The sequence below is a fragment of the Nocardia heshunensis genome (assembly GCF_054782115.1).
In genome coordinates this window covers 450,348-475,386 of sequence record NZ_BAAGTC010000004.1, presented here as the reverse complement: position 1 = coordinate 475,386, position 25,039 = coordinate 450,348, and the positions used below count along the sequence as shown (strand labels likewise).

At 68.0% G+C, this 25,039-nt stretch carries 25 protein-coding genes; 14 read left to right on the top strand and 11 right to left on the bottom strand.

Features of this window, described 5'->3' with window-relative positions; all coding sequences use genetic code 11:
* Positions 1–63: 63 nt before the first annotated feature.
* Positions 64–1,497 carry a CCA tRNA nucleotidyltransferase gene (locus tag ACYVN4_RS14820; RefSeq protein WP_460721351.1) on the top strand — a complete coding sequence of 478 codons (1,434 nt, stop codon included), beginning with the start codon at positions 64–66 and terminating at the stop codon, positions 1,495–1,497.
* Between the two features lie 15 nt (positions 1,498–1,512).
* Here the strand turns inward: ACYVN4_RS14820 and ACYVN4_RS14815 are convergent, their stop codons facing one another.
* Positions 1,513–2,370 carry a hypothetical protein gene (locus tag ACYVN4_RS14815; protein ID WP_460721349.1) on the bottom strand — a complete coding sequence of 286 codons (858 nt, stop codon included), beginning with the start codon at positions 2,368–2,370 and terminating at the stop codon, positions 1,513–1,515.
* A gap of 53 nt (positions 2,371–2,423) precedes the next feature.
* On the opposite strand from ACYVN4_RS14815, the gene ACYVN4_RS14810 reads away from it, so the two are divergent.
* Genes ACYVN4_RS14810 through ACYVN4_RS14790 form a run of 5 tightly spaced genes read left to right on the top strand, consistent with a single transcriptional unit; the run spans position 2,424 to position 7,133 of the window.
* Entirely contained in the window at positions 2,424–2,837 is a 414-nt protein-coding gene (locus ACYVN4_RS14810; RefSeq protein WP_460721343.1) for a TOBE domain-containing protein, read from the top strand.
* Positions 2,838–2,854: 17 nt separating this feature from the next.
* On the top strand, positions 2,855–3,601 hold the full coding sequence (modA, locus tag ACYVN4_RS14805; protein WP_460722671.1) for a molybdate ABC transporter substrate-binding protein: 747 nt from the start codon (positions 2,855–2,857) through the stop codon (positions 3,599–3,601).
* Positions 3,601–4,398: an ABC transporter permease gene (locus ACYVN4_RS14800; RefSeq protein WP_460722669.1), complete on the top strand. Its 798-nt coding sequence runs from the start codon at positions 3,601–3,603 to the stop codon at positions 4,396–4,398. The genes modA and ACYVN4_RS14800 overlap by 1 nt, the downstream gene beginning before the upstream one ends.
* A 10-nt stretch (positions 4,399–4,408) precedes the next feature.
* Positions 4,409–6,028 carry a DUF885 domain-containing protein gene (locus ACYVN4_RS14795; RefSeq protein ID WP_460721341.1) on the top strand — a complete coding sequence of 540 codons (1,620 nt, stop codon included), beginning with the start codon at positions 4,409–4,411 and terminating at the stop codon, positions 6,026–6,028.
* A gap of 4 nt (positions 6,029–6,032) precedes the next feature.
* Positions 6,033–7,133, top strand: a complete 1,101-nt coding sequence (locus ACYVN4_RS14790) for a sulfate/molybdate ABC transporter ATP-binding protein (protein ID WP_460721339.1) — start codon at positions 6,033–6,035, stop codon at positions 7,131–7,133.
* Positions 7,134–7,149: 16 nt separating this feature from the next.
* Here ACYVN4_RS14790 and ACYVN4_RS14785 read toward each other — a convergent pair whose 3' ends face one another.
* The gene (locus ACYVN4_RS14785; protein ID WP_460721337.1) at positions 7,150–8,061 is read right to left on the bottom strand and encodes an NAD-dependent epimerase/dehydratase family protein; all 912 of its coding nucleotides are present in this window, start codon (positions 8,059–8,061) and stop codon (positions 7,150–7,152) included.
* A 130-nt stretch (positions 8,062–8,191) separates the two neighbouring features.
* On the opposite strand from ACYVN4_RS14785, the gene ACYVN4_RS14780 reads away from it, so the two are divergent.
* From ACYVN4_RS14780 to ACYVN4_RS14770, 3 genes are read left to right on the top strand one after another with little or no spacing between them, the layout of a single operon-like run.
* Positions 8,192–8,944, top strand: coding sequence for a LamB/YcsF family protein (locus ACYVN4_RS14780; RefSeq protein ID WP_460721335.1), 753 nt, complete (start codon positions 8,192–8,194; stop codon positions 8,942–8,944).
* 16 nt (positions 8,945–8,960) lie between these two features.
* Positions 8,961–9,671, top strand: a complete 711-nt coding sequence (locus ACYVN4_RS14775) for a 5-oxoprolinase subunit B family protein (protein WP_460721333.1) — start codon at positions 8,961–8,963, stop codon at positions 9,669–9,671.
* Positions 9,668–10,531 carry a 5-oxoprolinase subunit C family protein gene (locus tag ACYVN4_RS14770; RefSeq protein WP_460721331.1) on the top strand — a complete coding sequence of 288 codons (864 nt, stop codon included), beginning with the start codon at positions 9,668–9,670 and terminating at the stop codon, positions 10,529–10,531. The genes ACYVN4_RS14775 and ACYVN4_RS14770 overlap by 4 nt, the downstream gene beginning before the upstream one ends.
* A 7-nt stretch (positions 10,532–10,538) precedes the next feature.
* Here the strand turns inward: ACYVN4_RS14770 and ACYVN4_RS14765 are convergent, their stop codons facing one another.
* The 3 genes from ACYVN4_RS14765 to ACYVN4_RS14755 form a co-directional block, all read right to left on the bottom strand.
* A complete protein-coding gene (locus ACYVN4_RS14765) occupies positions 10,539–12,200 on the bottom strand; it encodes a DUF4185 domain-containing protein (RefSeq protein ID WP_460721329.1) in 1,662 nt (553 codons plus the stop codon).
* Positions 12,201–12,291: 91 nt separating this feature from the next.
* Positions 12,292–13,623 (bottom strand): MFS transporter, encoded by a 1,332-nt coding sequence (locus tag ACYVN4_RS14760; protein WP_460721327.1) that lies wholly within the window; start codon positions 13,621–13,623, stop codon positions 12,292–12,294.
* Between the two features lie 16 nt (positions 13,624–13,639).
* The gene (locus ACYVN4_RS14755; RefSeq protein WP_460721325.1) at positions 13,640–14,110 is read right to left on the bottom strand and encodes an NUDIX hydrolase; all 471 of its coding nucleotides are present in this window, start codon (positions 14,108–14,110) and stop codon (positions 13,640–13,642) included.
* Positions 14,111–14,358: 248 nt separating this feature from the next.
* Between ACYVN4_RS14755 and ACYVN4_RS14750 the strand changes: the two genes are divergently transcribed.
* A complete protein-coding gene (locus tag ACYVN4_RS14750; protein WP_460721324.1) occupies positions 14,359–15,132 on the top strand; it encodes a pirin family protein in 774 nt (257 codons plus the stop codon).
* A gap of 9 nt (positions 15,133–15,141) precedes the next feature.
* Positions 15,142–15,678, top strand: a complete 537-nt coding sequence (locus tag ACYVN4_RS14745) for a DUF4190 domain-containing protein (RefSeq protein ID WP_460721322.1) — start codon at positions 15,142–15,144, stop codon at positions 15,676–15,678.
* On the opposite strand, the gene ACYVN4_RS14740 is transcribed toward ACYVN4_RS14745, so the two are convergent.
* Positions 15,668–16,141: a hypothetical protein gene (locus ACYVN4_RS14740; RefSeq protein WP_460721320.1), complete on the bottom strand. Its 474-nt coding sequence runs from the start codon at positions 16,139–16,141 to the stop codon at positions 15,668–15,670. The two genes, ACYVN4_RS14745 and ACYVN4_RS14740, sit on opposite strands and share 11 nt — an antisense overlap.
* An 89-nt stretch (positions 16,142–16,230) precedes the next feature.
* Here ACYVN4_RS14740 and ACYVN4_RS14735 point away from each other — a divergent pair, with 89 nt between their 5' ends.
* The 3 genes from ACYVN4_RS14735 to ACYVN4_RS14725 all read left to right on the top strand — a co-directional run bounded on the left by ACYVN4_RS14735 (position 16,231) and on the right by ACYVN4_RS14725 (position 19,567).
* Positions 16,231–17,082 carry a Scr1 family TA system antitoxin-like transcriptional regulator gene (locus ACYVN4_RS14735; RefSeq protein ID WP_460721318.1) on the top strand — a complete coding sequence of 284 codons (852 nt, stop codon included), beginning with the start codon at positions 16,231–16,233 and terminating at the stop codon, positions 17,080–17,082.
* Between the two features lie 31 nt (positions 17,083–17,113).
* On the top strand, positions 17,114–17,494 hold the full coding sequence (locus ACYVN4_RS14730; RefSeq protein ID WP_460721316.1) for a DUF397 domain-containing protein: 381 nt from the start codon (positions 17,114–17,116) through the stop codon (positions 17,492–17,494).
* Positions 17,495–17,584: 90 nt separating this feature from the next.
* Positions 17,585–19,567, top strand: coding sequence for a M13 family metallopeptidase (locus ACYVN4_RS14725; protein ID WP_460721314.1), 1,983 nt, complete (start codon positions 17,585–17,587; stop codon positions 19,565–19,567).
* A gap of 1 nt (position 19,568) precedes the next feature.
* Here the strand turns inward: ACYVN4_RS14725 and ACYVN4_RS14720 are convergent, their stop codons facing one another.
* Genes ACYVN4_RS14720 through ACYVN4_RS14700 form a run of 5 tightly spaced genes read right to left on the bottom strand, consistent with a single transcriptional unit; the run spans position 19,569 to position 24,978 of the window.
* Positions 19,569–20,756: an alginate lyase family protein gene (locus ACYVN4_RS14720; RefSeq protein WP_460721312.1), complete on the bottom strand. Its 1,188-nt coding sequence runs from the start codon at positions 20,754–20,756 to the stop codon at positions 19,569–19,571.
* Positions 20,728–21,807 (bottom strand): ABC transporter ATP-binding protein, encoded by a 1,080-nt coding sequence (locus ACYVN4_RS14715; RefSeq protein ID WP_460721310.1) that lies wholly within the window; start codon positions 21,805–21,807, stop codon positions 20,728–20,730. The genes ACYVN4_RS14720 and ACYVN4_RS14715 overlap by 29 nt, the downstream gene beginning before the upstream one ends.
* Positions 21,808–21,833: 26 nt before the next feature.
* On the bottom strand, positions 21,834–23,192 hold the full coding sequence (locus ACYVN4_RS14710; RefSeq protein ID WP_460721308.1) for an ABC transporter substrate-binding protein: 1,359 nt from the start codon (positions 23,190–23,192) through the stop codon (positions 21,834–21,836).
* Positions 23,193–23,203: 11 nt separating this feature from the next.
* Positions 23,204–23,995, bottom strand: a complete 792-nt coding sequence (locus ACYVN4_RS14705; protein ID WP_379359624.1) for a carbohydrate ABC transporter permease — start codon at positions 23,993–23,995, stop codon at positions 23,204–23,206.
* A gap of 53 nt (positions 23,996–24,048) precedes the next feature.
* Entirely contained in the window at positions 24,049–24,978 is a 930-nt protein-coding gene (locus ACYVN4_RS14700; RefSeq protein ID WP_460721306.1) for a carbohydrate ABC transporter permease, read from the bottom strand.
* Positions 24,979–25,039 lie beyond the last annotated feature (61 nt).

Here is a 25,039-nt window from a genome sequence, read left to right as displayed (position 1 = left end):
AATCGGGTACCCCACCGACTAAGCTGCGTCTTTGTGGTTTCGCCGAAGTCCGAGGAAGCAGCCGTGGAGGATCGCCGTACCCGATTGCTGGCCGCCGCGGCGATAACCCTGGGACGGTACTCGGAGGTGCTCACCCCACTGGGTGAACTGTTCGCTCAGCACGGGCATCAGCTGTATCTGGTCGGCGGCAGTGTCCGCGATGCGGTGCTCGGTCGGCTGGGGACCGATCTGGATTTCACCACCGACGCCCGCCCCGAACTCGTGCAGGAAATGATGCGCGGCTGGGCCGATCACCTGTGGGACACCGGCGGTCTGGCGTTCGGCACGGTGAGCGCGTCCAAGGACGGGCAGCAGCTCGAGATCACCACCTACCGCGCGGATTCCTACGATCGGGTCTCGCGCAATCCGGAGGTCACCTTCGGCGACACCCTCGAGGGCGATCTGGTCCGCCGCGATTTCACCGTCAATGCCATGGCCGTGCGCATCGGTGAACTGGGCGAGCTGGAGTTCGTCGATCCCCTCGACGGCATGTCCGCCCTGCTGGAGGGCGTGCTGGATACGCCTGCGCTGCCGCAGGATTCGTTTGCCGACGACCCGCTGCGCATGCTGCGCGGCGCCCGTTTCGTCTCGCAGCTGGGCTTCGAGCTGGCCCCGCGGGTGCGGGCCGCCATCGTGGAGATGGCCCCGGAGATCGATCGCATCACCGCCGAGCGGGTGCGCGCCGAACTCGACAAGCTGATCGGCGGCGAATACCCGACCGACGGCATCGACATCATGGTGGACACCGGGCTGGCCGAGCGGGTGCTGCCCGAGGTCCCGGCCATGCAGCTGGAGATCGACGAGCACCACCAGCACAAGGACGTCTATCAGCATTCGCTGACGGTGTTGCGCCAGGCCATCGATCAGGAGCAGGGCGATCCGGATCTGGTGCTGCGCTGGGCCGCGCTGCTGCACGACATCGGCAAGCCGCCGACCAAGCGCAACGAGCCCGGCGGCGGCGTCAGCTTCCACCACCACGAGGTGGTGGGCGCGAAGATGGTGCGAAAGCGCATGCGCGCCTTGAAGTATCCGAAGCAGTTCACCGAGGACGTGGCGCGGCTGGTGTATCTGCACCTGCGCTTCCACGGCTACGGCAAGGGCCAGTGGACCGATTCGGCGGTGCGCCGCTACGTGACCGACGGCGCGGAACTGTTGCCGCGCCTGCACAAATTGGTTCGCGCCGACTGCACGACCCGCAACAAGCGCCGCGCGGCGCTGCTGCGCTCCACCTACGACGATCTGGAAGTTCGGATCGAGCGGCTGGCCGAAGCGGAGGATCTGGAGCGGGTGCGCCCGGATCTGGACGGCAACGCCATCATGGAACTGCTCGACCTGCAGCCGGGTCCGGATGTCGGCAAGGCGTGGCGCTTCCTCAAGGAGCTGCGCCTGGATCGTGGTCCGATGGACCGCGACGAGGCCGAGGCCGCGCTGCTCGAGTGGTGGCCGACGCAGTCCTGACGCAGGGTTCGACGCTCAGAAGATGATGAGCGTCGTTCCGGCGACGATCGCCGAACGCATCTGGGCCAGGTCGAACGACCCGGTGATTCCCGGCAGGTCCGCGCTGAAATGCACGTGCTCGCCGACCCTTTCGGCCCGGCCGATGCGCGCATCGCTCGGCAGCCCGGTCAGCGGGATCGGGTTGAGCGTGGTGAATCGCTTGGGCGCACGCAGTTTTCGCCAATGCGCGCGATGCACGGTGATGGACAGGACATTGTCGGTGATCTCGGCCGTGGCCAGCGCCTTGATCTTGCGGTGCCGATGCCGGGCGAGGATCAACCCGTCCTCGGCCGGTTCCAGCTCCCAGTCGGGCTGCCAGCCGTTGATCCAGTCCAGCAGTGCGGCAAGGGATATCACGCCGCTGAGGTCGAGCTGGGCAGCGCGCACCTTGGTGGGCACGCCGGGGATGAGCCGCACACCGTGCGCGATGACGGTCAGTTCCTCGATGGGATGCCGGTTCCAGTGCAGTCCGGTGAGCACGGTCTTGGTCTGGAAGTGCGCCCCGCGCCGCCGCACCTTGAGCGTCTGCAGGGTGGCCCGCAGGTCGTGGCCCAGCAGGGTCGCGCTGACCTCCTGCCCACCGAACTGGCTGAGGATTCCCTCCGACAGCAGCGTCATGAGCACATCGGGCATCAGCGCGGTGACTGTTCCTGCTCCGAAGTCGGCGGCTGGTTCGAGCCAGGCGGCGGTGAAGCTGGTCCACGCGCGCAGAGGTGACCAGGCCTTCGGATCGAAATACGTGGCCATGATTTTTCCGAGCGTACTGGCCACCGGTGACGGCGCGTAGATCTGAAAAGTGAACAGAAACACGGTCCCGACCCCTGTGATCCGCATCTACGGTTATATACGATTCGTCCTCCCGCAGTTGCGGGTCTATTCTCCCTTTCATGCCCGATATCCGGATTCGTGACGCCGCGCAGCTGCTCGGCGTCAGCGACGACACCGTGCGGCGCTGGATCGACAGCGACGTGCTCTCGGGGCGCAAGGACGAATCCGGTCGCCTGGTGGTGGATGGCAAGGAGCTGGCGGAATTGGCCGTCGAGCAGGCCCGCACTCCGCAGACCCGGATGGCTAGTGCCAGCTCGGCACGCAATCGATTCCCCGGACTGGTCACCAAGGTGGTGGCCGATACCGTGATGGCACAGGTGGAGATGCAATGCGGACCGTTCACAGTGGTGTCCTTGATGAGCAGCGAGTCGGTGCGCGAGCTGGGCTTGCAGCCGGGGAGCGTGGCGTGGGCCAGCGTGAAGGCCACCACGGTGGTCGTGGAAACGGCGGCCGAGGCCGGTGGCACCGCCTAGGCACGAAATCCGGTGCGGTGCTGGCCGCTTCGGCGGTGCTGGGCGTCGGCCTGCTGTCCGGTTGTAGCTCGTCCTCGACCAGCAGTGACACCAAGACCATCACGGTCTTCGCCGCCGCCTCGCTCAAGCAGTCGTTCACCCAGATCGGCACCGAGTACGAGAAGCAGCACCCCGGTGTGAAGGTGTCGTTCTCCTTCGCCGGTTCGTCGGATCTGGTGGCGCAGTTGAACAATGGCGCGCCCGCCGACGTCTTCGCCTCCGCCGATCAGGCGAACATGGACAAGGCGGTGAAGGGCGGCCGGATCACCGACAAGCCCGCCGTTTTCGCCACCAACACGCTGACCATCGTGACTCCGCCGGACAACCCGGCGCACATCACCTCGCTGGCGGATCTGGCGAAACCGGATCTGCGCCTGGTGGTCTGCGCGCCGCAGGTGCCGTGCGGCGCGGCCACCAAGAAGGTGGCGGGCGACGCGAACGTGGCGATCAAGCCGGTGAGCGAGGAGTCCTCGGTCACCGATGTGCTGGCCAAGGTGACCTCGGGTCAGGCCGATGCCGGTCTGGTCTACGTGACCGACGCCGCCGGTGCCGGCAACAAGGTGCAGACGGTGAACTTCCCGGAGGCCGCCAAGGCCGTGAACAGCTATCCGATTGCCGCCGTGGCCGATTCGAAGAACTCGGGCGCGGCCAAGGACTTCGTCGCGCTGGTCACCGGCCCGGACGGCCGCAAGATCCTGCAGCAGAACGGTTTCGTCCTGCCGTGATGCGACCCCCGGTCTGGCTGCTGGCGCCGGCGGCCATCGGCTTCGTGCTGGTGGCCGGTCCGCTGGTAGCCCTGACCGGGGCGGTGGATTGGTCGCATTTCCTGGACCTGATCACCTCGGAGTCCTCCCGGGTGGCGCTGCTGCTGAGCCTGCGCACCTCGCTGGCGGCGGCCCTCGCGTGCGTCGTGCTCGGGGTGCCGATGGCGGCGGTGCTGGCGCGTTCGCGCTGGCGGCTGCTGCCGGTTTTGCGCGCACTCGTGTTGCTGCCCTTGGTATTACCGCCGGTGGTCGGCGGTCTGGCGCTGCTGTATCTGTTCGGCCGCCACGGACTGCTGGGCCGGGAGTTGGAGTCGATGGGGATTCGCATCGCCTTCAGCACGACGGCCGTGGTGCTGGCGCAAACCTTCGTGGCGCTGCCGTTCCTGGTGATCACCCTGGAGGGCGCGATGCGTACGGCGGGTGACCGTTTCGAGCGGATCGCCGCGACGCTGGGTGCGCGCCCCTCGATCGTGTGGTGGCGGGTGACGCTGCCGCTGCTGCGCCCGGCCCTGGTGTCGGGCACGATCCTGGCGTTCGCGCGGGCGCTGGGCGAGTTCGGTGCGACGCTCACCTTCGCGGGCAGTCTGCAGGGCACCACCCGCACCCTGCCGCTGGAGATCTATCTGCAACGCGAGTCCGATCCCGATGCGGCGGTGGCGCTTTCCCTGTTGTTGGTGCTGGTGGCGGCGGTGATCGTGCTGGTGGCGTATCGGCGGCCCGGCGTCGCGGCCGACCGGGTGCCGGGCGGTGCGAGCTAGCGTGGCAGGCATGTCATCGGTTTTCGTTCCCCGCGCCGAGCGCATCGTCGATGCGCTGCTGACCGCCGATCCGCACCTGGCCACCTCGGTCGGTGATCACCGGGTCGACGATCGGCTACCGGATTGGTCGCGGGCGGCGGTGCGCGGCCGGGTCGCCATGCTGCGCGAGGCCTCGCACGCGCTGGCGGAGGTCGACGACGAGGACCTCACACCCGCCGACCGGGTCGATCTCGCGCTGTTGCAGCAGCGGGTCGACGGCATGCTGTTCGAGCTCACCGATGTGTGCGAGCACGAGTGGAATCCGCTGGTGCACAACCCCGGACCGCTGCTGCACCACCTGCTGTCGCGCCCCTTCGCACCGGCCGAGGTGCGCCTGGAGGCGCTGCACGCCCGGCTGACGGCGCTGCCCGACGCCCTCGCCACCGCCCGCGCGGTTCTGCGTGATTCGCCGCGCGTGCACGTCGAGACGGCGATCGGCCAGTTCACCGGGGTGGCGGCGCTGGTGCGTGATCAGGCCCCGGCGCTGGCGGCCGAAGTCCCGGGCTTCGAGCTGGAACCCGTTGCCGCCGCGGCAATGTCGGCGCTCACCGAGTTCACCACCTGGCTGACCGATCGGCTGGATGCCTCCGATCGCGATCCGCGCCTGGGCCGCCGACTGTGGGAGGCGAAACTCTGGCACACCCTCGACACCGACCTGAGTTCCCGCGAGATCCTGGAGCGCGCGTCTGCGCACCTGGAACACCTGACCGGCGAGATCCGTTCCGCCGCGGGGGAACTGCTCGGCATCGCGAATCCGGACGACGACACCGTGCGCAAGGCGCTGGCGCAGCTCTCGTCGGACCGGCCCGGCAATGACACGGTGGTCGCGGTCGCGACGGACGCGCTGGCGGAGGCCACCGCCTTCGTCCGGGAGCACGACCTGGCCTCGCTGCTCGAGGATCCGCTGGTGATCCAGGAGATGCCGGAGTTCGCGCGGGGTGTCGCGGTGGCCTACTGCGATCCGGTCGGCCCGCTCGAAACCGCGGAGCTGCCAACCTACTTCGCGATCGCGCCCACCCCGGCCAACTGGTCGACTGACCGGGTTACCTCGTTCTACCGCGAATACAACAACCACATGATGCGCAATTTGACCGTGCACGAGGCGATGCCCGGCCACTATCTGCAACTGGCCCGCGCCCGCCGCTTCCGCGGCTCGACCCCGGTCCGCGCACTGTGCTGGAGCGGCACCTTCATCGAGGGCTGGGCCGTCTACACCGAGAAGCTCATGGCCGACACCGGTTTCGGTGGCCTGCCGGTGCGCCTGCAGCAGTTGAAGTCCCACCTGCGCATGACCATCAACGCCATCCTGGACCAGTCGGTGCACTGCGACGGCATGACCCGCGCCGAGGCCATGCACCTCATGCTCGACCGCGGCTTCCAGGAGGAGGGTGAGGCCGCCGGCAAGTGGCGCCGCACCCTGCTCAGCTCCACCCAGCTGTCCACCTACTTCGTCGGCTACACCGAGGTCGCCGCCCTGGCCGCGGCCCGCCCCATGGTCACCCCGCTGCGCGACTGGCACGACGCCATGCTCGCCCACGGCTCCCCCGCCCCGCGGCACCTGCGCACCCTGCTCGGCGCGGAGGTGAGCTGATCCGGTGAGCGGCCTGAAGGTGGCGGCGCGCCTGGCGGATCGGGACTTCCGGGTCGAACTGGAGGTGCCGCCGGGCGAAGTGCTGGCGGTGCTCGGGCCCAACGGCGCGGGCAAGTCCACCTTGCTGGATGTGGTGTCGGGGCTGGTGATTCCGGACGAGGGCGAGGTCCGGCTCGATGACCGGGTGCTCACCGACACCGCGAAAGGCATTGCGGTGCTGCCGCATCGGCGCGAGGTGTCGCTGCTGGCGCAGGACGCCCTGCTGTTCCCGCACCTGTCGGTCGAGTCGAATGTGGCGTTCGGTCCGCGCAGCCGGGGCATGCGCGGCCGCGCGGCCACGGCCCTGGCGCGGGAATGGTTGCGGGCGGTCGACGCCGAGGAATTCGCGAAGCGATCGCCCGGGTCACTGTCGGGTGGGCAGGCCCAGCGGGTGGCGCTCGCCCGGGCGCTGGCGGTGCACCCGCGGGTGCTGCTGCTCGATGAGCCGATGGCCGCCCTGGACGTGACCGCCGCCCCGGCCATGCGCGCCCTGCTGCGCCGGGTGCTGCGCGAGCCCGCGGCCTGGAGCCCGACCGGCACCATCCTGGTGACCCACGACATCATCGACGCGGTGACCCTGGCCGATCGGGTCGCGGTCATCGAGGCCGGGCGGGTCATCGAATCCGGTCCGGTGGCAACCGTATTGGCGCGTCCGCGCAGCGTCTTCGCCGCGCGCATCGCGGGCGTGAATTTGATTCTCGGGACCGCTGCGAGTGGTGGCAGTGCCGGGCTGGGTGCCGTCACCGACGGCACCGCCGAGGTTTTCGGCAGGTCCGAGGACGGCTGGTCGAGCGGTGGCCGGGCGGCGGCGGTGTTCTCACCGGTCGCCGTGGCGGTGCACCTGCACCATCCGGAAGGCAGTCCCCGCAATGTGTTCCGAGTGCAGGTGGCCGAAATGGAGGATCGCGGCGGCATCGTGCGGGTGCGCGCGATGGACGGTCCGGGGGCAACCGCGGGCCTGGCGGCGGATCTGACTCCCGCCGCCGTGGCCCAGCTGGGTGTGGCCCCCGGCATGGAGGTGTATTTCGCGGTGAAGGCGACCGAGGTCGACGTCTATCCCTATTGATGGGAATGGGATTCGATCAGGCGGTGGCCAGCGCGCGCAGTCCGTCGGCGCAGCCCGGGTATTGCGGCTTCCAGCCGAGGCCGGTCTTGGCTTCGGCATTCGCGACCAGCATGTTCGCCCGGACCATCTCGTACAGGTACGGCATGGGCCGCAGCAGTCCACCCGGCACCGTGAAAGGCTTGGGCGTGCCGAAGGTTTCGGCCACCAGCCGCACGTGCGCACCGAACCCGAGCGGATTGTCGTCGACGATGTTGTAGGCCGTGCCGGGCACGCCGCCCTCGACGGCGGCCGCGACCGCCGCGCCCGCGTCGGCAAGGTTCACCCAGGGCAGCACCCGTCCATGGTCGTTGACCGCGGGCAACTGCCGCTTGCGCAGCATGTCCACGATCGCCTCGGTGCCGCCCGCGCCGTAGAAGAAGCCGAAGCGCAGCGCGATTCCCTCGATGCCCGGGGTGCCGAGCATCAGCTCCTCCTTGACCCGCATGCCCTCGAGGTGACGGACGACGGCTCCCTTTCCGCCCCGGCCGAATTCGTCGTGCTCGGTGAGCACGTGGTCACCGAAGTCTCGGTAGCCGTAGCCGAAGACCATCGACTCGGCGATCATGCGCCGCGCACCGACCAGTTTCGCCGCCTCCACCAGATTGGCGGTGCCGGTGACCCGCAGGTCATCGGTGGCGAACATGTCCCGGTGTCGCATGGGAGCCTTGCGCAGCGCGGTGGCCGCGTGCACGACGGTGTCGACCCGCAGGCCGTCGACCGCGCGCAGCAACTGGTCGCGGTTCATCAGGTCGGCCACGACGTCGTTGCCGGTACCCCGGCCGAGGGCCAGGACGGTGTAGCCGTGTTGCCGCAGTGCGTGGGTGATGTGTCCGCCGAGGACTCCGGTAGCGCCGGCCAGGAGGACGTTCTTGGTGTCGTTCATGCCCATGGGACAAGGGATGCCCGCGGAAAGTGACACCACACCCGTGTGAGCCATGACACAGTTTTCAGCGTGACATTCTTGTCGCCGGATGCGGGCACGCCCACAATCGGATCACGACGACAGCTGGAGGACGCATATGACGCTGGATCTGAACAGCGACCTCGGCGAGGGGTTCGGCGACTATGTGATGGCCGATGACGCCGCCATGCTGGACGTGGTCACCAGCGCGAACATCGCCTGCGGTTTCCATGCCGGGGATCCGGCCATCATGCGCCGCACCTGCACGCTGGCCGTCGAGCGGGGCGTCCGCATCGGCGCGCACGTCGGGCACCGGGACCTGCCGGGTTTCGGCCGCCGCGCCATCGCCATCACCCCGGCCGATCTGCGGGACGAGACGCTCTATCAGATCGGCAGCCTGGACGGCTTCGCCCGCGCGGCCGGAGACCGGGTGCGCTACGTGAAACCCCATGGCGCGCTGTATCACCAGGCCGCCGCGGACCGTGCGCTGGCCGACGCGATCGTCGCGGCACTGCACGACTTCGGCACCGAGTTGATGCTGCTCGGCCCCGCCGACACCGAACTCGAGCGGGCCGCGCTGGCGGCCGGAACCCCGTTCGTGGGTGAGGGTTTCGCCGATCGCGCCTACACACCGGCGGGCCTGCTCGCGCCGCGCGGCCTGCCCGGGTCCGTGCTGGACGCGGATGCGGCCGTGGCGCAGGCGCTTTCGATCGCCCGCGAGGGCAAGGTCACCGGTGTGGACGGCGGCACGGTGGCGGTGTCGGCCGCGAGCATCTGCGTGCACGGGGATTCCCCGGCGGCGGTGGAGATGGCCCGGCGGATCCGGGCCGCCTTGGACGAATCCGGCACGCCCGTCCGGGCTTTCGCCTGATCGCGGGTGAACGGCCATGACCGATCGTGAAGAGTTCGACATCGCCGGTGAGGTGCGGGCGGCGGGTGACCGTGCGCTGCTGGTGATTCCCCCACTGCGGGAGATGATCGCCGACCTGGTGTCCGCCCTGCGCCCGCGCCCGGCGGGGGTGGTGGACGTGCTGCCAGCCGCCGAAACCGTACTGGTCACGCTGACATCCCCGCTGGTGGCGGAGCGGGTGCGAGCGCACCTGCTGGTGCTGCTGGCCCGCCTCGACGCCCGGGCCCGCGTCTCCGTCGGCGACCGTGCCCTGCCCGACCGACCCGCGGACCCGGGGCCCGGCCAGGGGCCCGCCGCCGATCTCGTCACCGTCCCGGTCCGCTACGACGGCGCGGACCTGGCCGCGGTCGCCGGGCTGCTGGGCCTGACCCCGGCCGAGGTGATCGCCCAGCACACCGGCACCGTATGGCGTTGCGCCTTCGTAGGTTTCGCGCCCGGTTTCGGCTATCTGGAATCCCCGGACGGCCGGTTGGCGGTGCCGCGCCGGACGCAGTCCCGGACCGCCATCCCGCCCGGCGCCGTGGCGCTCGCGGGCGGCTATTCGGCCGTCTACCCGCGCAGCAGTCCGGGCGGCTGGCAGTTGATCGGCACCACGGAACTATCGATGTGGCAAGTGGATCGGGAGCCGCCCGCCCTGGTGCGGGCCGGTACCCGGGTTCGCTTCATAGATGCGGGGGTGCGCTCGTGAACGGTTTGCGTGTGGAGCGGGTGGGCCCGCTGGCCACCATTCAGGATCTGGGCCGTCCCGGCTGGTTCGACTCCGGGGTGGGCACCGCGGGCGCGGCGGACCGCGCCTCGCTGCGGCTGGCCAACCGGCTGGTCGGGAATCCGGAGGGCGCGGCCGGAATCGAGGTGCTGCTGGGCGGTTTGGAGCTGGTGGCACAGCGGCACGCCACGGTGGCGGTGACCGGTGCGTCGGCCCCGATCACCGTGGACGACCGGCCCATGGGGACGGCCAGCGTGCTGGAAATGGAAGAGGGACAGCGGCTTCGGCTCGGCTTCGCGACCACCGGGCTGCGCGCCTACGTCGGGGTGCGCGGCGGGATCGAGGTCGCGCCGGTGCTGGGTTCGCGCAGCCGCGACACGCTCTCCGGCATCGGTCCCGAACCGCTGCGCTCCGGTGACCTGCTGCCCGTGGGCCGTCCGCCGCGCAACTGGCCGATCGTGGATGTCGCGCCGGTACCGCCGCTGGGCAACGATCTGCTCACGCTGCGGGCCGTGCCCGGGCCGCGGGCCGACTGGTTCGCCGATGCCGCAGCGCTGTTCGCGGGCGAGTGGACGGTGTCCGCGGACACCGACCGGATCGGCGCGCGCCTGGACCGCCGCAGCGGACCCGACCTGCGCCGCAGCGTGTCGAACGAATTGCCCACGGAGGGCATGGCATTGGGCTCGGTACAGGTGCCGCCCAGCGGGCAGCCGGTGGTGTTCCTGGCCGACCATCCGATCACCGGCGGCTACCCGGTGATCGCGGTGGTGGTGGACGCCGACGTGGATACCGTCGCGCAGGCCCGGCCGGGTCAGGCGCTGCGGTTCCGACGACTCGAATAGTCTTCCGTCACTTCAGCGCGGCGTGCATGAGGTACACGTTGTAGCTGCCCCAGGCCGACATGGTGAAGTACAGATCCTTCCCGGTCGACCACGGGTGGATGTACCCGCCGTAGGTCGTCGGATAGTCGTCGGTGTCGACCAGCGGCACCGGATCGGTCCACGCTCCTTGCGGTTCGGCGGCCGTACGCAGCACGATGGCGTGCCGGTCGAGATCCAGGTAGAGCATCTGCCACTGCCCGCTCGACTCGTCGTAGCGCACCGACAGCTCACCGGCGGTCCCGGAAACGATGGGCGTGGCCAGTAATTCGTCCGGCCCGATCGCGGGCACCCAGGTCCCGTTGATCCAGTACTGGTAGGCCGACTTGTTGAGTACCTGGTCCGCGCTCACCCGCGCCAGCCCGATGGTGCCGAAGCGGCCGTTGGGGGTGCCGAACATGTAGACGTACCCGTCGTGCGGGGCCATGCCCACCACCTGGAAGCGGCCGAATCCGAAAATGTTGTCCCAGCGCGCCCATTCGGACTTGGTCCAGGTGCTGCCGTTGTCGTCGGACCAGGCCAGCCCGCCCAGATTGGTCCACCACATGCCGGGCTTGTGCCGACTCCACCGGGCCACCGACATATAGGTCAGGTACTGCCGCCCGCCCAGCGCGAAACCGGAGGTGGGGATGGTGGTGATCTCGAAGTTGTCGATCTTGCGGCTGCCCAGGATCTCGGCCGCGTGGCAGCGGCTGTCCTGGGCGAAGGTGTCGAGCTTCAGGCCCTGCGACAGATCGCGATTGCTGCTGAAGGCGATCGAGTTGCTGCGCCAATCCTGATCCCCGGCGCCCGCGCCGGGCGGCTCCCAGCCCTTGCCGAAGGTGTCCCCGAACGCCACCGCGACCTGCCCGGGCTTCGACTCCCACAGGATGCCGAGGTCGGTGCCGTCCACCGACCAGCGCATATCCGTCCGGTTGGTGGAGCCGTGCCCGGTCACCTGATTCACCAGGTCCAGCGAGTCGAGCTCGCTCGGTGCCACGGGCGCGGCGACCGGCGCGGGCGCCGGGAGCTGCAGGGCCGGAGCGGGTTGCGGCTGGGGCGGGGGCGGATCGCCGCCGGGCACCGGGATCGGGATGGTCTCGGGAATTTGATCGAACTGCACCTTCGGCAGCCCGGGCAGTTGGAAACCGTCCGCACTGCTACCGGACTGCGGTGCGGACGGTGCCGGAGGCGGTGGCGCCGGTGTAGGTGTCGGCTCCGTCGTTGCGGTCGAGTCGGAGACGGGCGGATCGACCGGATTCGCCTCCGGCGCAGCGATTTCCGGCTTGGGGCTCTGATCGTTGCGGATGTCCGGGCATGGATTCCCGCACGGGTCCGTGGGCAGCGGTGCGGGATCGATCCGGGTGTTGTCCAATTGCGGCCCCGGCACGGGTACCTGGGTGAATTGCGGGACCGGGATCTGCACGTGGATGGTGTTGTCCGGCGCGGGCGGCGGCGGGGGCGGCGGCAGGCTCGGATCGGGTTGCCGGGCCAGCGGATCGAATTTTGTTTCGCCGCAGTCGTTCATGGTGGGCGGTTGCCAGGGGGCCAGCGGACCGGCGGTGGCCGGGGCGGCGGGCAACAGCATGGTCGCCAGTACCGCCGCTCCCGAGAATGCCAGGGCGGCAGTCGGTCTGGAGCGTGCCGTACGCATCCCTGCCACCGTAGCCCGCGTGACGGCATCCGGGTAGCGATCTTGGCGTGTCGCGGAAGGGGTGTGATCGAGCCGATACCTCGGCCGCCCGCTATGCCGGGGTCGCGCGCCGCGAATTGGCCGCGATCGCAGCGATACCGCAGGCGTAAATCGCCGCCGCGCCCATCACCACCGCGGGCGAGCGCCCGTCGGCGGGCACGATCAGCGCCGTGCTCGCCAGCGCCAGCACGAAGGTGATGTTGAAAACCGTGTCCTGCAGCGCGAATACCTGGCCGCGATGGGCGTCGTCGATATCGATCTGCATGGCCGCGTCCCCGGCCAGCTTGATCACCTGACCGGCCAGGCCGAGCAGGAAGGCCGCCGCCAGTAGCAGCGTCTCGGCCCAGCGCTCGGCGTCCCCGGTGGCAATCGTGATGGGCGTGACCAGCAGCAACTGCACCCCGATCGCGGCCACCAGGCAGGTCACCACCGTGCGCGGCCGCCCGAGCCGGGGAATCAGGAAGGGGGCCACCGCGGCGGCCGTCAGCATGCCCGCCCCGGTCGCGGTGATGGCGACGCTGAACTTGGCCAGGTGCGTCCCGACCGCGCTGTCGTCGCCGCGCCGCAGCACCAGCACCATGAGCAGGGTGTCCGCGCCGAAGACGATGCGGTGCGCGCCGATGCCGAGGAAGGTCGTGGTCACCTCCCGCGACCGCCAGGCCGCGGTCGCCCCTTCGCGCAGCCCCGCCGCGATCGCCCGCGCGGTGCCGCGTTGGGCGGCCCCGGTTTCGGGTCCCAGTGCGCGGGGCCGGAATCCGGCCACCACCAGCGCGCCCACCACCGAGCCGACGGCACCGACCGCCGCCGCCACTGCCGCGGCGAGATCGCCCGCGCCGATCAGCCCGATGATCGAAAAGGCCAGGCCCGCGCCCAGAATCGCGCAGCCGGAGGCGACCGTGGCCAGTACCGAGTTCATCGGCACCAGCCAGCGTTGCGACAACACCCGGGGCAGGGAAGCCGCGACGCCCGCGCCGACGAACCGGCTCACGCCGACCACCGCGAGCGCGCCGAGCAACAGCGGGGTGGCATGGATACCGGCAAGCAGACCGCCCGCCGTGAGCAGAATGAACACCGCGCGCAGCAGGTTCGCGACCAGCAGCACCAGGCGGCGATCCCAGCGGTCCAGCAGTGCGCCGGCATACGGTCCGATGATCGAATACGGCAGCAGCAGTGCCGCGAAGCCGCCCGCGATGGCCAGCGGGTCGGTCTCGCGTTCGGGGTTGAACAGGATCGCTCCCGAGAGCGCGGCCTGGAACATGCCGTCGCCGAACTGTCCGGCCAGGCGGACCGTGGTCAGTCGCAGGGTGCCGGGATTCTCGCGCAGTCCGGTGCGGACCGCCGCGAACCGCTCGCGCAGGGTGCTGGGGGGCGCGGCCGCGGTCACGGTGACATCCCGCTGATCACCTGGCGGGGTGCGTGGTGACGAGCGCGAAGACGGCGGCGCGCATATCGTCGGCCATGGGTAGGTTGTCGACGGTGTCGGCGTCGATCCACTGGTAGCGGTCGTGTTCGTCGGGATCGAGCCGGATCTCGCCGTCCTGCGCCTCGACCACGAAGCTGTACTTGCGCACTCGTGATTTGGTGCGGGTGGCGTAGTCGAATCCGCCCAGCACATCGGTGATTCGCAGCACCCGCAGCCCGGTCTCCTCGAACAATTCGCGGACCACGCACTCGGCGAAGGATTCCCCGGATTCCACTCCCCCGCCGGGCAGTTCCCACATCCCCGCATTCGAGCCATCCGCGACACGCCGCACGACCAGCAGTTTGCCAGCGCGGAAGACGGCCACGCCCACCACGAAGTGGACGATGCCCTCACTCCCGGCCTGCTGTCGGAGCTCGCGTTCGATGCCCGCGAGTACCTCGGGTCGCATCCCCCTGCTCTCCCTCCCGTTTCGCTTGCGGCACATCATGATACGGTCGCCGACCGCGGCCCGCCGGGGCGTGAACGGGTCGCCGGGTATTTGCCTGAACCTACTGCCTGGGCCGAAGTGCCTGGTCGGCAGCGGGCGGAGCCACGGTGCTCCCACGCTAGACTATTTACCTGGAGTTCAGCGCGAGGCATAGATTGTGCCCCTACCCTGGAACCCGATCGGTGCTCGCCGGTGAGAGGAGTACGGCGGTGTCCACCCTCACGACACCACACATCGATATCCATCGTGGCGGCGACCGCATGAAAACCCGTGTGGCGTGGCTGGATTCGAAGCATTCGTTCTCGTTCGGGGAACACTACGACCCCGACAACACCCATCACGGCCTGCTGCTGGTGAACAACGAGGACATCGTTCTCCCCGGTGAGGGCTTCGAAACCCATCCGCATCGGGATATGGAAATCGTCACCTGGGTCTTGAGTGGCAGCCTGGTGCACCAGGATTCGCTCGGGCACAACGGCGTCATCTATCCGGGCCTGGCCCAGCGCATGAGCGCGGGCACCGGCATTCTGCATTCGGAGAAGAACGATTCCTGGCGGATCAGTGCCGCGCCCGAACATCAGGAGCCGGTGCATTTCGTGCAGATGTGGGTGGTGCCGGACGATTCCGGACTGACGCCCGGCTATCAGCAGCTCGAGGTCGACGACGAGCTCGCGGGCGGCGGCCTGGTCACCGTGGCCTCGGGGCTGCCCCGCTATCGCGACCGCACCGCCATCGCCATCGCCAGCAGTCACTCCGCCCTGCACGTGGCGCGGCTGCCGGGCGAGGCCGCCGAGGTCCGCCTGCCGGAGGCCCCCTACCTGCATGTCTTCATCGCGCGCGGCGAGGTGGAGATGGAGGGAGTTGGCACCCTGTACGAGGGTGACGCGGTGCGGCTGGCCCGCAGCGGCGGTCAGCGCGTGGTCGCGAACCTGCCCTCGGAGATTCTGGTGTGGGAGATGCATGCCCGACTCGGTGGGCAATAGCATCGCCTCATGAACCAGTACCCGCCGCCGGAGCAGTACGGTCAGCCGGGACCGGGCCAGTACGGTCAGCCCGGCCCCTACGGTCAGTACCCGTCGGCCCCGCCCGGAAGCTATCCGCCGCCCGGCGGACCGCAGTACTGGCAGGAGTCGCCGCAGGGCAAGAGCATGGCGATCACCGCCCTGGTCTTCGGCATTCTGGGCCTGCTCACCTTCTGGACCATCCTGCTGACGATCCTCGGCGTGCTGTTCGGGCTGATCGCGATCGTGCTGGGCGTGATCGCGGTGGTCCGGGCGCGGCGCGGCCGCTCCGGCGGGTTCGGGATGGCGTTGACGGGCGCGATCATGGGCGCCATCAGCCTGATCGGCGGCGTGATCATCGGCCTGTTCGTCTGGGTGGTCTTCAAGGACACCGGCGGCACCGACCTGATCGACTGCATCAACAAGGCGGGCGGCGATCAGTCCAAGGTCCAGCAGTGCCAGGACGAATTCAACAAGCGCGTCGAGGACAAGTTCAGCGTCACTTTGACGCCGGCGCCTACCCGCTGACGGGGCGACACTCGCGGGTTGCTGCGAGTACCTCGGCGAGCTCCGGCCGAAAGTCGCCCTCCGGCGGGTGAATCCACACGCGGTAGCCGCTGTGCTCGTCCGACGGTGAGGGCAGCACGATGCTGCTGCCGGGCAGCGCTACGGACGCGCAATCGCGAAACAGGTCCGAGAACAGGTCGGTGTCGAGGTACGAGCCGTCCATCGGACCGGTCAGGAAGGTCCATCGCCCCGAGCGCGGGTGGGCGATGACGGGTCCGCACCGGTGCCCGGCCACGAGCCGGTCACGGACCTGCCGTCCCAGGTCGGTGGGCATGGTGACGGCGCCGACGGCCCCGACCTCCAACATGATTCGGCCCAGGGCCGAGTCCACTACGCCGTAGAGGCCGTGCTCCTTGCGGTAGCGGCGGCACCGGGCCAGTGCTTCCTGCGTATCCGTGTATGAGGACGGGTCCAGCGCGCTCATGGCGAACCTCCTGCTACCGACCCTATGCCGGGGCAATCGGTATGACAATAGTCACACGCCAGCGAGTTGAGGGCGTAGCATCACTGACCATGGCACCCGTCTCGCCCACGGTCGCCCGGTGGGAGCTGGTCCTGCGGCTGCGTGAACTACGCGAGCAGCGCGGCTTCGATTCGGCGACCTTCGCCAAGCGCGTCGGCTTCACTCCGGCCAACTGGTCGCATGTGGAGAAGGGCCGGCGCGTGCTCACCGCCACCAGCATCGGCCCGGTGCTGGAGCTGCTCGAGGTGGAGGGCGAGGAGCACGCGGAGCTGCTGGAGTTGCTGGCGTTGAGCAAGGAGCGCGGCTGGTGGGCCAAGTCCTCGGCCCTGATCGGCACGGAGCTGCAACGGTATTACGGCATGGAACTGGGTGCGGAGAGCATCCGCAGTTACGACAGCCTGGTGGTGCCCGGGCTGTTGCAGACCGAGGAATACGCCCGCGCGCTCATCAGCGCCGACGTCATGATTCGGCCGGTGCAGGTGGAACAGCTTGTCGCCGTGCGGTTGCGGCGGCAGGAGCGGTTGCGCGGCGACGATCGGGTGGAGTTGACCGCCGTGATCGGTGAGGCGACACTGCTGCAACAAATCGGCGGCCCGAAAGTATTGCGCGGGCAACTGGAACATCTGGCGGATCTGCTGGACGAACTGGATTCGGTTACGGTGCGGGTGATTCCGTTCACCGCGACCCGCGGCGCACTGCTGGGCGGTTCGAGTTTTCATCTGCTGGATTTCGCTTCCGAAAATCTTCCGACCTTCACCTGGGTGGAGAGCGCGGTTTTCGGTGGGGCCGTGGAGGATCCGGAGCAGATTCGCGATCTGCGGTTCGCATTTGTGCGTGCACTGGACCAATCTCTAGGTCGCGCAGAATCTTTGGAGCTGATCAAACATTATTCGCAAGGGTAGGAGACGCATGCGTAACTGTAAAATGCTGCCCATGCAAACCACCGCGAAGTACCAGCCGGAATCCACCGGCTGGTTCACGTCGTCTCGTACCAATAACGGAAATCAGTGCGTGGAGGTTCGATTCGACGGTGATGCGGTGCTCATCCGCGACAGCAAGTACCGGCGCAATCCGGAACATCGCCTTGACGACGAGCCCATCATCACCGTCGCAGCGGCCGAATGGATGTCATTCCTCGCCACTGTGCTGGGCCGCCATATCCACCGCACCGCGCTCATCGCGGAGACCGGTGCGGACGGCCACACGACTCTCCGGCGCGGAGAGATCATCCTCGTTTACACCCCTGGCGAATGGGATGCCTTTGTCGCCGGGGTCCGGGACGGGGAGTTCGACCGGACACCCATTACGGCCTGACACCGCATTGCGTTCACTGATCGTGAACGCAAGGGGTGCGAAGTTCACACACACCGGCCGTGTGCCACCGGAGTGGGCATACTGGGAATCGTGACTTCGCAGCTGACGCCTCCCTCCGGTATCGACCTGTCCTTCCGTGACGCGGACGTGCGGGTGCAGGATGACCTGTTCGCGCACGTCAACGGCAAATGGCTGGACAGTTATCAGATACCGGCGGATCGGGCGGTCGACGGTGCCTTCCGCACGCTCTACGACCAGGCCGAACTCGACGTGCAGGCAATCATTCAGGATGCGGCCGCGTCGGGTGGCGCCCCCGGTTCCGAAGAGCGCAAGATCGGCGACCTGTACAACAGCTTCATGGCCGCCGAGGCCATCGAGGCCGCGGGCCTGACCCCGATCGCCGAGGAGCTGGCCGCCATCGCCGCCGTGTCCGACCGGTCGGATTTCGCCGCGCTCATCGGCCGCCTGCAGCGCACCGGCGTGGGCGGCGCGCTCGCCTTCTACGTCGACACCGACGACAAGAACTCCACCCGGTACCTGGTGCACGCCACCCAGTCCGGCATCGGCCTGCCCGACGAGTCGTACTACCACAAGGACGAATACGCGGAGATCCGCGAGAAGTACGTCGCCCACGTCCGCCACATGTTCGAGCTGGCAGGTCTGGAATACGACGCGCAGCGCGTGTTCGACCTGGAGGCCAAGCTGGCCGCCGGGCACTGGGACGTGGTGCGCCGTCGTGACGCCGAATTGAGCTACAACCTCACCACTTTCGAGGCGCTGGCCGCGGAGAACCCGGAATTCGACTGGGCCGCCTGGACTTCCGCGCTGGCCACGGGCGCCGAGCGCTCGGGTGCCGACCTGTTCGCCGAAGTGGTGGTCCGCCAGCCGGATTACGTGCGCACCTTCGCGCAGGTGTGGGCCGCGGAATCGCTGGACGACTGGAAGGCCTGGGCGGCCTGGCGGGTCGTGAAGGCCCGCGCCCCCTACCTGACCGCGGAGCTGGTGGAGGCGAACTTCGACTTCTACGGCCGTACTCTCACCGGCGCGCAGGAGAATCGCGAGCGCTGGAAGCGCGGCGTCTCGCTGGTGCAGGATCTGCTGGGCGAGGCCGTCGGCAAACTCTATGTGGCCCGGCACTTCCCGCCGGAGGCCAAGGCCCGCATGGTCGAACTGGTGGAGAACCTCCAGGAGGCCTACCGCCGCAATATCTCCCGGCTGGAGTGGATGGGCGCGGACACCCGGCAGGCCGCACTGGCCAAGCTGGAGAAGTTCACCCCCAAGATCGGCTACCCGGACGAGTGGCGCGACTACGGCAATATCATCGTGGATCCGGCCGACGTGGTGGGCAACTACCGCAACGGCTATGCCGCCGAGCATGATCGGGACCTGAACAAGCTGGGTGGCCCGGTGGATCGCGGCGAGTGGTTCATGACCCCGCAGACGGTCAACGCCTACTACAACCCGGGCATGAACGAGATCGTCTTCCCGGCCGCCATCCTGCAGCCGCCGTTCTTCGACATGAACGCCGACGATGCCGCCAACTACGGCGGGATCGGTGCGGTCATCGGCCACGAGATCGGCCACGGCTTCGACGATCAGGGTTCGAAGTACGACGGCGACGGCAATATGGTCGACTGGTGGACCGAGTCGGATCGCACCGAATTCGGTAAGCGCACCAAGGCTTTGATCGCCCAGTACAACCAGTTCTCCCCCAAGGACCTCACCGACGACCACACGGTCAACGGCGAGTTCACCATCGGTGAGAACATCGGCGACCTGGGTGGTCTGTCGATCGCGCTGGAGGCGTACCGGATCGCCACCGAGGGGCAGGACTCCCCCGTCCTCGACGAGCTCACCGGCCTGCAGCGGGTGTTCTTCGGCTGGGCGCAGGTGTGGCGCACCAAGGCGCGCACCGAGGAGGCCATCCGCCGGCTCGCCGTCGACCCGCACTCGCCGCCGGAGTTCCGCTGCAACGGGGTGGTCCGTAACCTGGACAGCTTCCACGAGGCGTTCGCGGTGACCAAGGGCGACGCGCTCTACCTGGAACCTGCCGAGCGCGTGAAGATCTGGTAGCTCAGTTCGGGTTACCCGCGTGGGTCAGGGTTTCCCAGAGGCTGAACATCAGCACGCCTTCCGGGCGTAGTTGATCGGTCAGCTTCTGGGTTTCCGGTAGGTCCTGGCCCATTCGGTTGTGCAGGGCGTTCAGCGCGACCTCGGTGGTCGGGCCCAGTTTCTTGTCGAACTTGCCGCCGCAGATATCGGCCGGGAGCGGTTCGCCCAGTTCGTATCTGGCGTGGAACTCGAAGGCGGCCCGCAGCCGTTCGCCGACCTGCGGGTACAGATCCTCGTGCTGGATGCGGCTGGTTTCGGCGATGTGCGCGATGGCGGAGAGTCCGTAGCCGGTGTGCTCGAAGTCGCGGCAGGTCTCCTGGGCGAGGCCGTCGACGAAGACGGACTGGTTCTGCCAGTACCGGACGATCGCCTCCGGAGTGCGTAAGTTGCTGCGCGCCGAGATCTTCGGCAGCGGGCCGTCGGAGGACAGATAGATGTAGGCCGGGACGCGGTCGAGGTACATGCCCACGGCCTTGTCGTAGGTCGGCCGATCCTCGGTGTACACCGCGATGCCGAGGGTGGCCTCGAGCATGGTGAGTTCCCAATTGCCGTTGGACTGCGAGCCGTTGATCACCTTGGGCAGGTACACGTTTCGCAGCATGTCGCCGAAACGCCCGGCCCCGGGCCAGTTGTAGGTGTACCGGACGACCTCGGCGGCGCGCGTCCAGATGGACGCCGCCCAACCGCTCTGCAGCGGTGCATTGGCATTGGTGTGGTCGGTGACCGTGCCCGACCATGCGTCCATGATCTCGATCGCCTTGTCCGCGTAGCGGCCGTCGCCGGTGAGATACCAGGCCAGCGCGTCGGTGTAGGCCGAGACGGCGTCCTTGCGCTCATCGGTACACCCGTTGTCCGGCTTGGAATACGATCCGCAGTCCACCACAGCCCGGGGTACGGGCACGTGGTCGAGTGCTGCGTACGAGCTCGCGATCAGCTGATCGAACGCGCCCTTCCAGGGCTGCGCCCCGGCCGCGACCTGCTGCTTGGCGAAGTCGAGTTGTTCCCGGGAGACCAGCACACCGGGATGCGCGAACAGCAGCGGCGCGGCATGACCCGCCGCCGGGGCGCACCCCGGCAGCAGGCTCAGCGCGGCGGCGGACGCGAGCGCCGCCAGGCCGCCTCTAGCGAAGGCGCTCTTCGGTTTCCGCATCGAAGAAAAAGAGTTCATCCTGCTTGGGAGTCAAGTACAGCCGGTCGCCGAGCGCCACCTGGAAGCGGCGATCGACGCGGGCCACGACCCGTCCCGAGCGGCTGGACCACTCGTCGGCGATGCCGTGGGAGTAGAGGAACGATTCCGAGCCGAGTTCCTCGAGCAGTTCCACCTCGACCGCGAGCGCATTGCTCGAGTCGGTGGTGACCTCCCAGGATTCGGGGCGGATGCCCACGACCACGTTCTTGCCCTCGACCGTGCGCGGCAAGGGAATCCGCAGTTCGTCGATGACGGCCGCGCCCTCGCGCACCGGTGCGGTGAGCAGGTTCATGCCGGGCGAGCCGATGAATCCGGCCACGAAGGTATTGACCGGATTGTCGTACAGCTCCCGGGGCGCCGCGACCTGCTGCAGCTTGCCGTCCTTCATGACCGCCACCCGATGCCCCATGGTCATGGCCTCGACCTGGTCGTGGGTGACGTAGACGGTGGTGGTGCCCAGCCGCTTCTGCAGCGCCGCGATCTGCGAACGCGTCGAAACCCGCAGCTTGGCATCGAGATTCGAGAGTGGCTCGTCCATGCAGAACACCTGTGGTCGCCGCACGATGGCCCGCCCCATGGCGACGCGCTGACGTTGTCCGCCGGACAGGCGCGCGGGTTTGCGGTCGAGCAGCTCCTCCAGCTCGAGCATGGCCGCAGCCTCCTGCACCCGAACCAGGGTGTCGGCCTTGCTCATTCCCGCATTGCGCAGCGCGAAGCCCATGTTCTCGGCCACGGTCATGTTCGGGTAGAGCGCGTAGCTCTGGAACACCATGGCCACGTCACGTGACCGCGGCGGCAGGCCGGTCACATCCAGGCCGCCGATGCGGATGTGCCCGCCGGTCACCGCCTCGAGACCCGCCAGCATGCGCAGACTGGTGGACTTGCCGCAGCCCGAAGGCCCGACCAGCACCAGGAATTCGCCGTCGGCGATGTCCAGGTTGAGGTCTTCGACCGCGGGGCCGGGCGCGCCCGGATAGGTGAGGGAAACTCCCTCGAACTGCACAGTCGCCATGCCGGCGGATCTCCTCGCTCAGTAACTTACTTGGGCAGCTTCGGCGTGATCTGCCGGTCGATGATGGTCTGCAGCTGGTTGGTGATATCGGCGAAAGTGGCTGCCGTATCCCGGTTCTGCAGGCCCATCTGCTCGAGCCCGGTGCCGATGATCTGATCGCCGCCGGGCACGAACACGCGCGCGTAGTTCTGCGGCTTGGTCAGCGGCAGCTGATCGATGGCCGTCTTGAAGTTGGGGTTCTTGGCCAGGAAGTCGGCCATGCTCGGATCCTGCTGCGCCGACTTGCGCACCGGCACATAGCCGGTGGCCTGCGAGAAGTAGGAGGTGTTCTCCGCATTGGTGATGAAGTCGATGAACTTCAGCGCGTTCGCCTTGCGGGCGTCGCTGATCCGCGACGGAATCGCCAGGCCCGCACCGCCGGTGGTGGCGCCGGCCAGCCCGTTCGGGTGCGGCAGGAAGCCGGTGCCGTACTGCACCTTGCCCGCGGCATTGGTGTTGATGCTCTTGAGGTCACCGGTGGAGCCGATGGCGGAGGCGATGATGCCGTTGCCGAAGTCGACCGCGTAGGTGGGCCGGATGCTCGCGTACTTCTTGGTGTTCATCGAATCGCGCAGGTAGTTACCGGCCTTGATGGAGGCCGCGTCGTTGAACTTCAGCTTCCAGTCGTCGGAGTACGCGCCGCCGAAGGTCCACAGCGGGCCCTGGAAGGTCCAGGCCAGGTAGTTCTTGGCGTCACCCCAGCCGTGCGCCCACTTCTCGCCGCCGCCCATGACGCTCTGGATCTTCGGGCCCCACTCGTCGAACTCGTCCCAGCTGTTCGGGGTGCGGTCGGGCAGTCCGGCCTTGGACCACAGGTCCTTGTTGTAGTAGAAGACCTGCGTCGAGCGCGAGTACGGCAGTGCCCAGGTCTTGCCGTTGAACTTGTAGTCGCCGATGAAGGTGTCGACGTAGTCGGACACGTTCACATTGGCGGAGGCGAAGTGGCTGTCGAGCGGTTCGATGGTGCCGTTGAGCGCGTAGTTGAACCACCACACGTCCGACAGGATCACCACGTCGGGCAGGTCGCCGCCGGAGAGGGCCGCGTTGAACTTGGTCGCGACCTCTTCGTAGTTCTTGCCCGCGTCGACGAGGTTGACCTTGAGGTCCGGGTACTTGGCCTGGAACCGGTTGATGAGCTCGGTTTCCTGGTCCTTGGAGGTGCCGGGGTGGTTGGACCAGAAGGTGATGGTCTTGGAGTCACCACCCTGGGTGCCGCTGCCACCGGAACCGGCGCACGCGGTCAGCGCCGCCGCGCCCGCGGCCGCACCGGCCAGGCCGAGAAACCCGCGCCGTGACAGACCGGGAAATCGTGATTCGGACACGTGAATCTCCTTCTGGGACTTCATAGGTAAGGCACTCAGCCCTTGACCGCACCGGAGGTGAGGCCCTTGATCATCTGGCGCTGGAGTGCCAGGAAGACGATGAGGATGGGGAGCATGGTCAGGATGACGCCGGCCATGACCGGTCCCCAGTTGGTGACGCTGGGGTTCTCGGTGTTCTGCAGCAGGGTGAGGCCGACCGGCAGTGTCGCCACGCGCGCGTCGTCGGCCATCAGGAACGGCCAGAGGTATTCGTTCCACTCGTTCACCAGCGTGACCACCGCGAACGCCACCATGGTCGGCCCCGACATGGGCAGCACCACCCGGGTCAGCAGCCGCCACCAGCCCGCGCCGTCCATCCGCGCGGCCTCGATGACCTCGCTGGGCAGCGACAGGAAGTGATTGCGCATGAGGAAGGTGCCGAAGGCGACGCCGCAGAGCGGAAGAATGATGCCCGCGAACGTGTTTCGCAGACCAGCCTGCGACATCAGCGCGTAGTTGGAGATGATGGTGATCTGGTTGGGCACCATGAGCGCCGCGATGATCACCAGGAACACGATGTTCTTGCCGGGGAATCGCAGGAACACCAGCCCGTAGGCGCTCAGCACGCCGAGCACGAACTTCACCCCGGACACGATGACGGTCACGATGATCGAGTTCCGCAGGAACTGCCAGAACGGCAGTGTCGTGGTGGCTTCCTTGTAGTTCGACACCAGCCAGTGCTTCGGCCAGTACGTCACCGGTTGGGTGTAGACCTCCGCGTGCGCCATGAACGAGCGGGTCAGGATGTAGTACAGCGGGACGCCGACGATGATCAGCACGCACAGCATGGCGGCGTAGCCGAACACCTTCGCCCAGAGCTCTCGATTGTTGCTGAGCGCGTTCACTTCTCGTCCCCCCGGTCCATCATCCGCACCTGTACCAGCGTCACGATCAGCAGCACCAGGAACATGATGGTGGCGACCGCCGCCCCGTATCCGGCGCGCTGGTTGACCCAGGATTCGCGATAGACCTGATAGATCATGGTGGTGGTGCCGGTGCCGATGGGCCCGCCGCGCGTCATCACGTTGATGAGGTCGAAGACCTGCAGCGAATTGAGCAGCACCGTGATGGACAGGAAGTAGGTGGTGGGCCGCAACTGCGGCAGCAGCACCCGGCTGAAGGTGGTCCACCGGCTCGCGCCGTCGATCTCGGCGGCCTCCATGAGATCGGCCCGAACCCCTTGCAGCGCCGCCAGATAGATGACGAAGCTGTAGCCGAGGTTCTTCCAGATGTAGGTGACCGTGATCATGAACAGCGCCCAGTGCGGGTTCTGCGCGAAGTCGGGTGAGTGAATCCCCAGCTTGTCCAGTAGATCCGGGATCAGGCCGAAGCCCGGGTCGAAGATGAACTGGAAGCCCACGCCGATGGCGGCGCCGGAGATGACGTAGGGCGCGAAGATCGCGGAGCGAACCACATTGCGCCCGAACAGCTTGCGATCCAGCAGCATGGCCAGCGCCAGCCCCAGCAGCATGCTGCCGAGCACGGCGGCGACGGTGAAGATCACCGTGTTCTGCACGATCTGCCAGGAGTCCTTGCGGCCGAACCACTCGGTGTAGTTGCCGAAGCCGACCCAGTTCATCCCGGTCGCGGAGATGTTCCAGTCGGTGAAGGAGAGCCGGATATTGTCCGCGAGCGGCCGATAGACGAAGACGCCCAACAGGATCAGGTTGGGCACCACGAGCACGACGAACAGCGCATAGTCCTGCCAGGGTCTGCTTCGCCACCCGCGCCCGGGGGGCGTCGGGAGTACTCGTTCGGGCCATGTTCGCACCCGCGCAGCCTTGCGGTCTTTGGCTAATGGCTGGTTAATTCCAGATGGGAGCTCGTTTAAC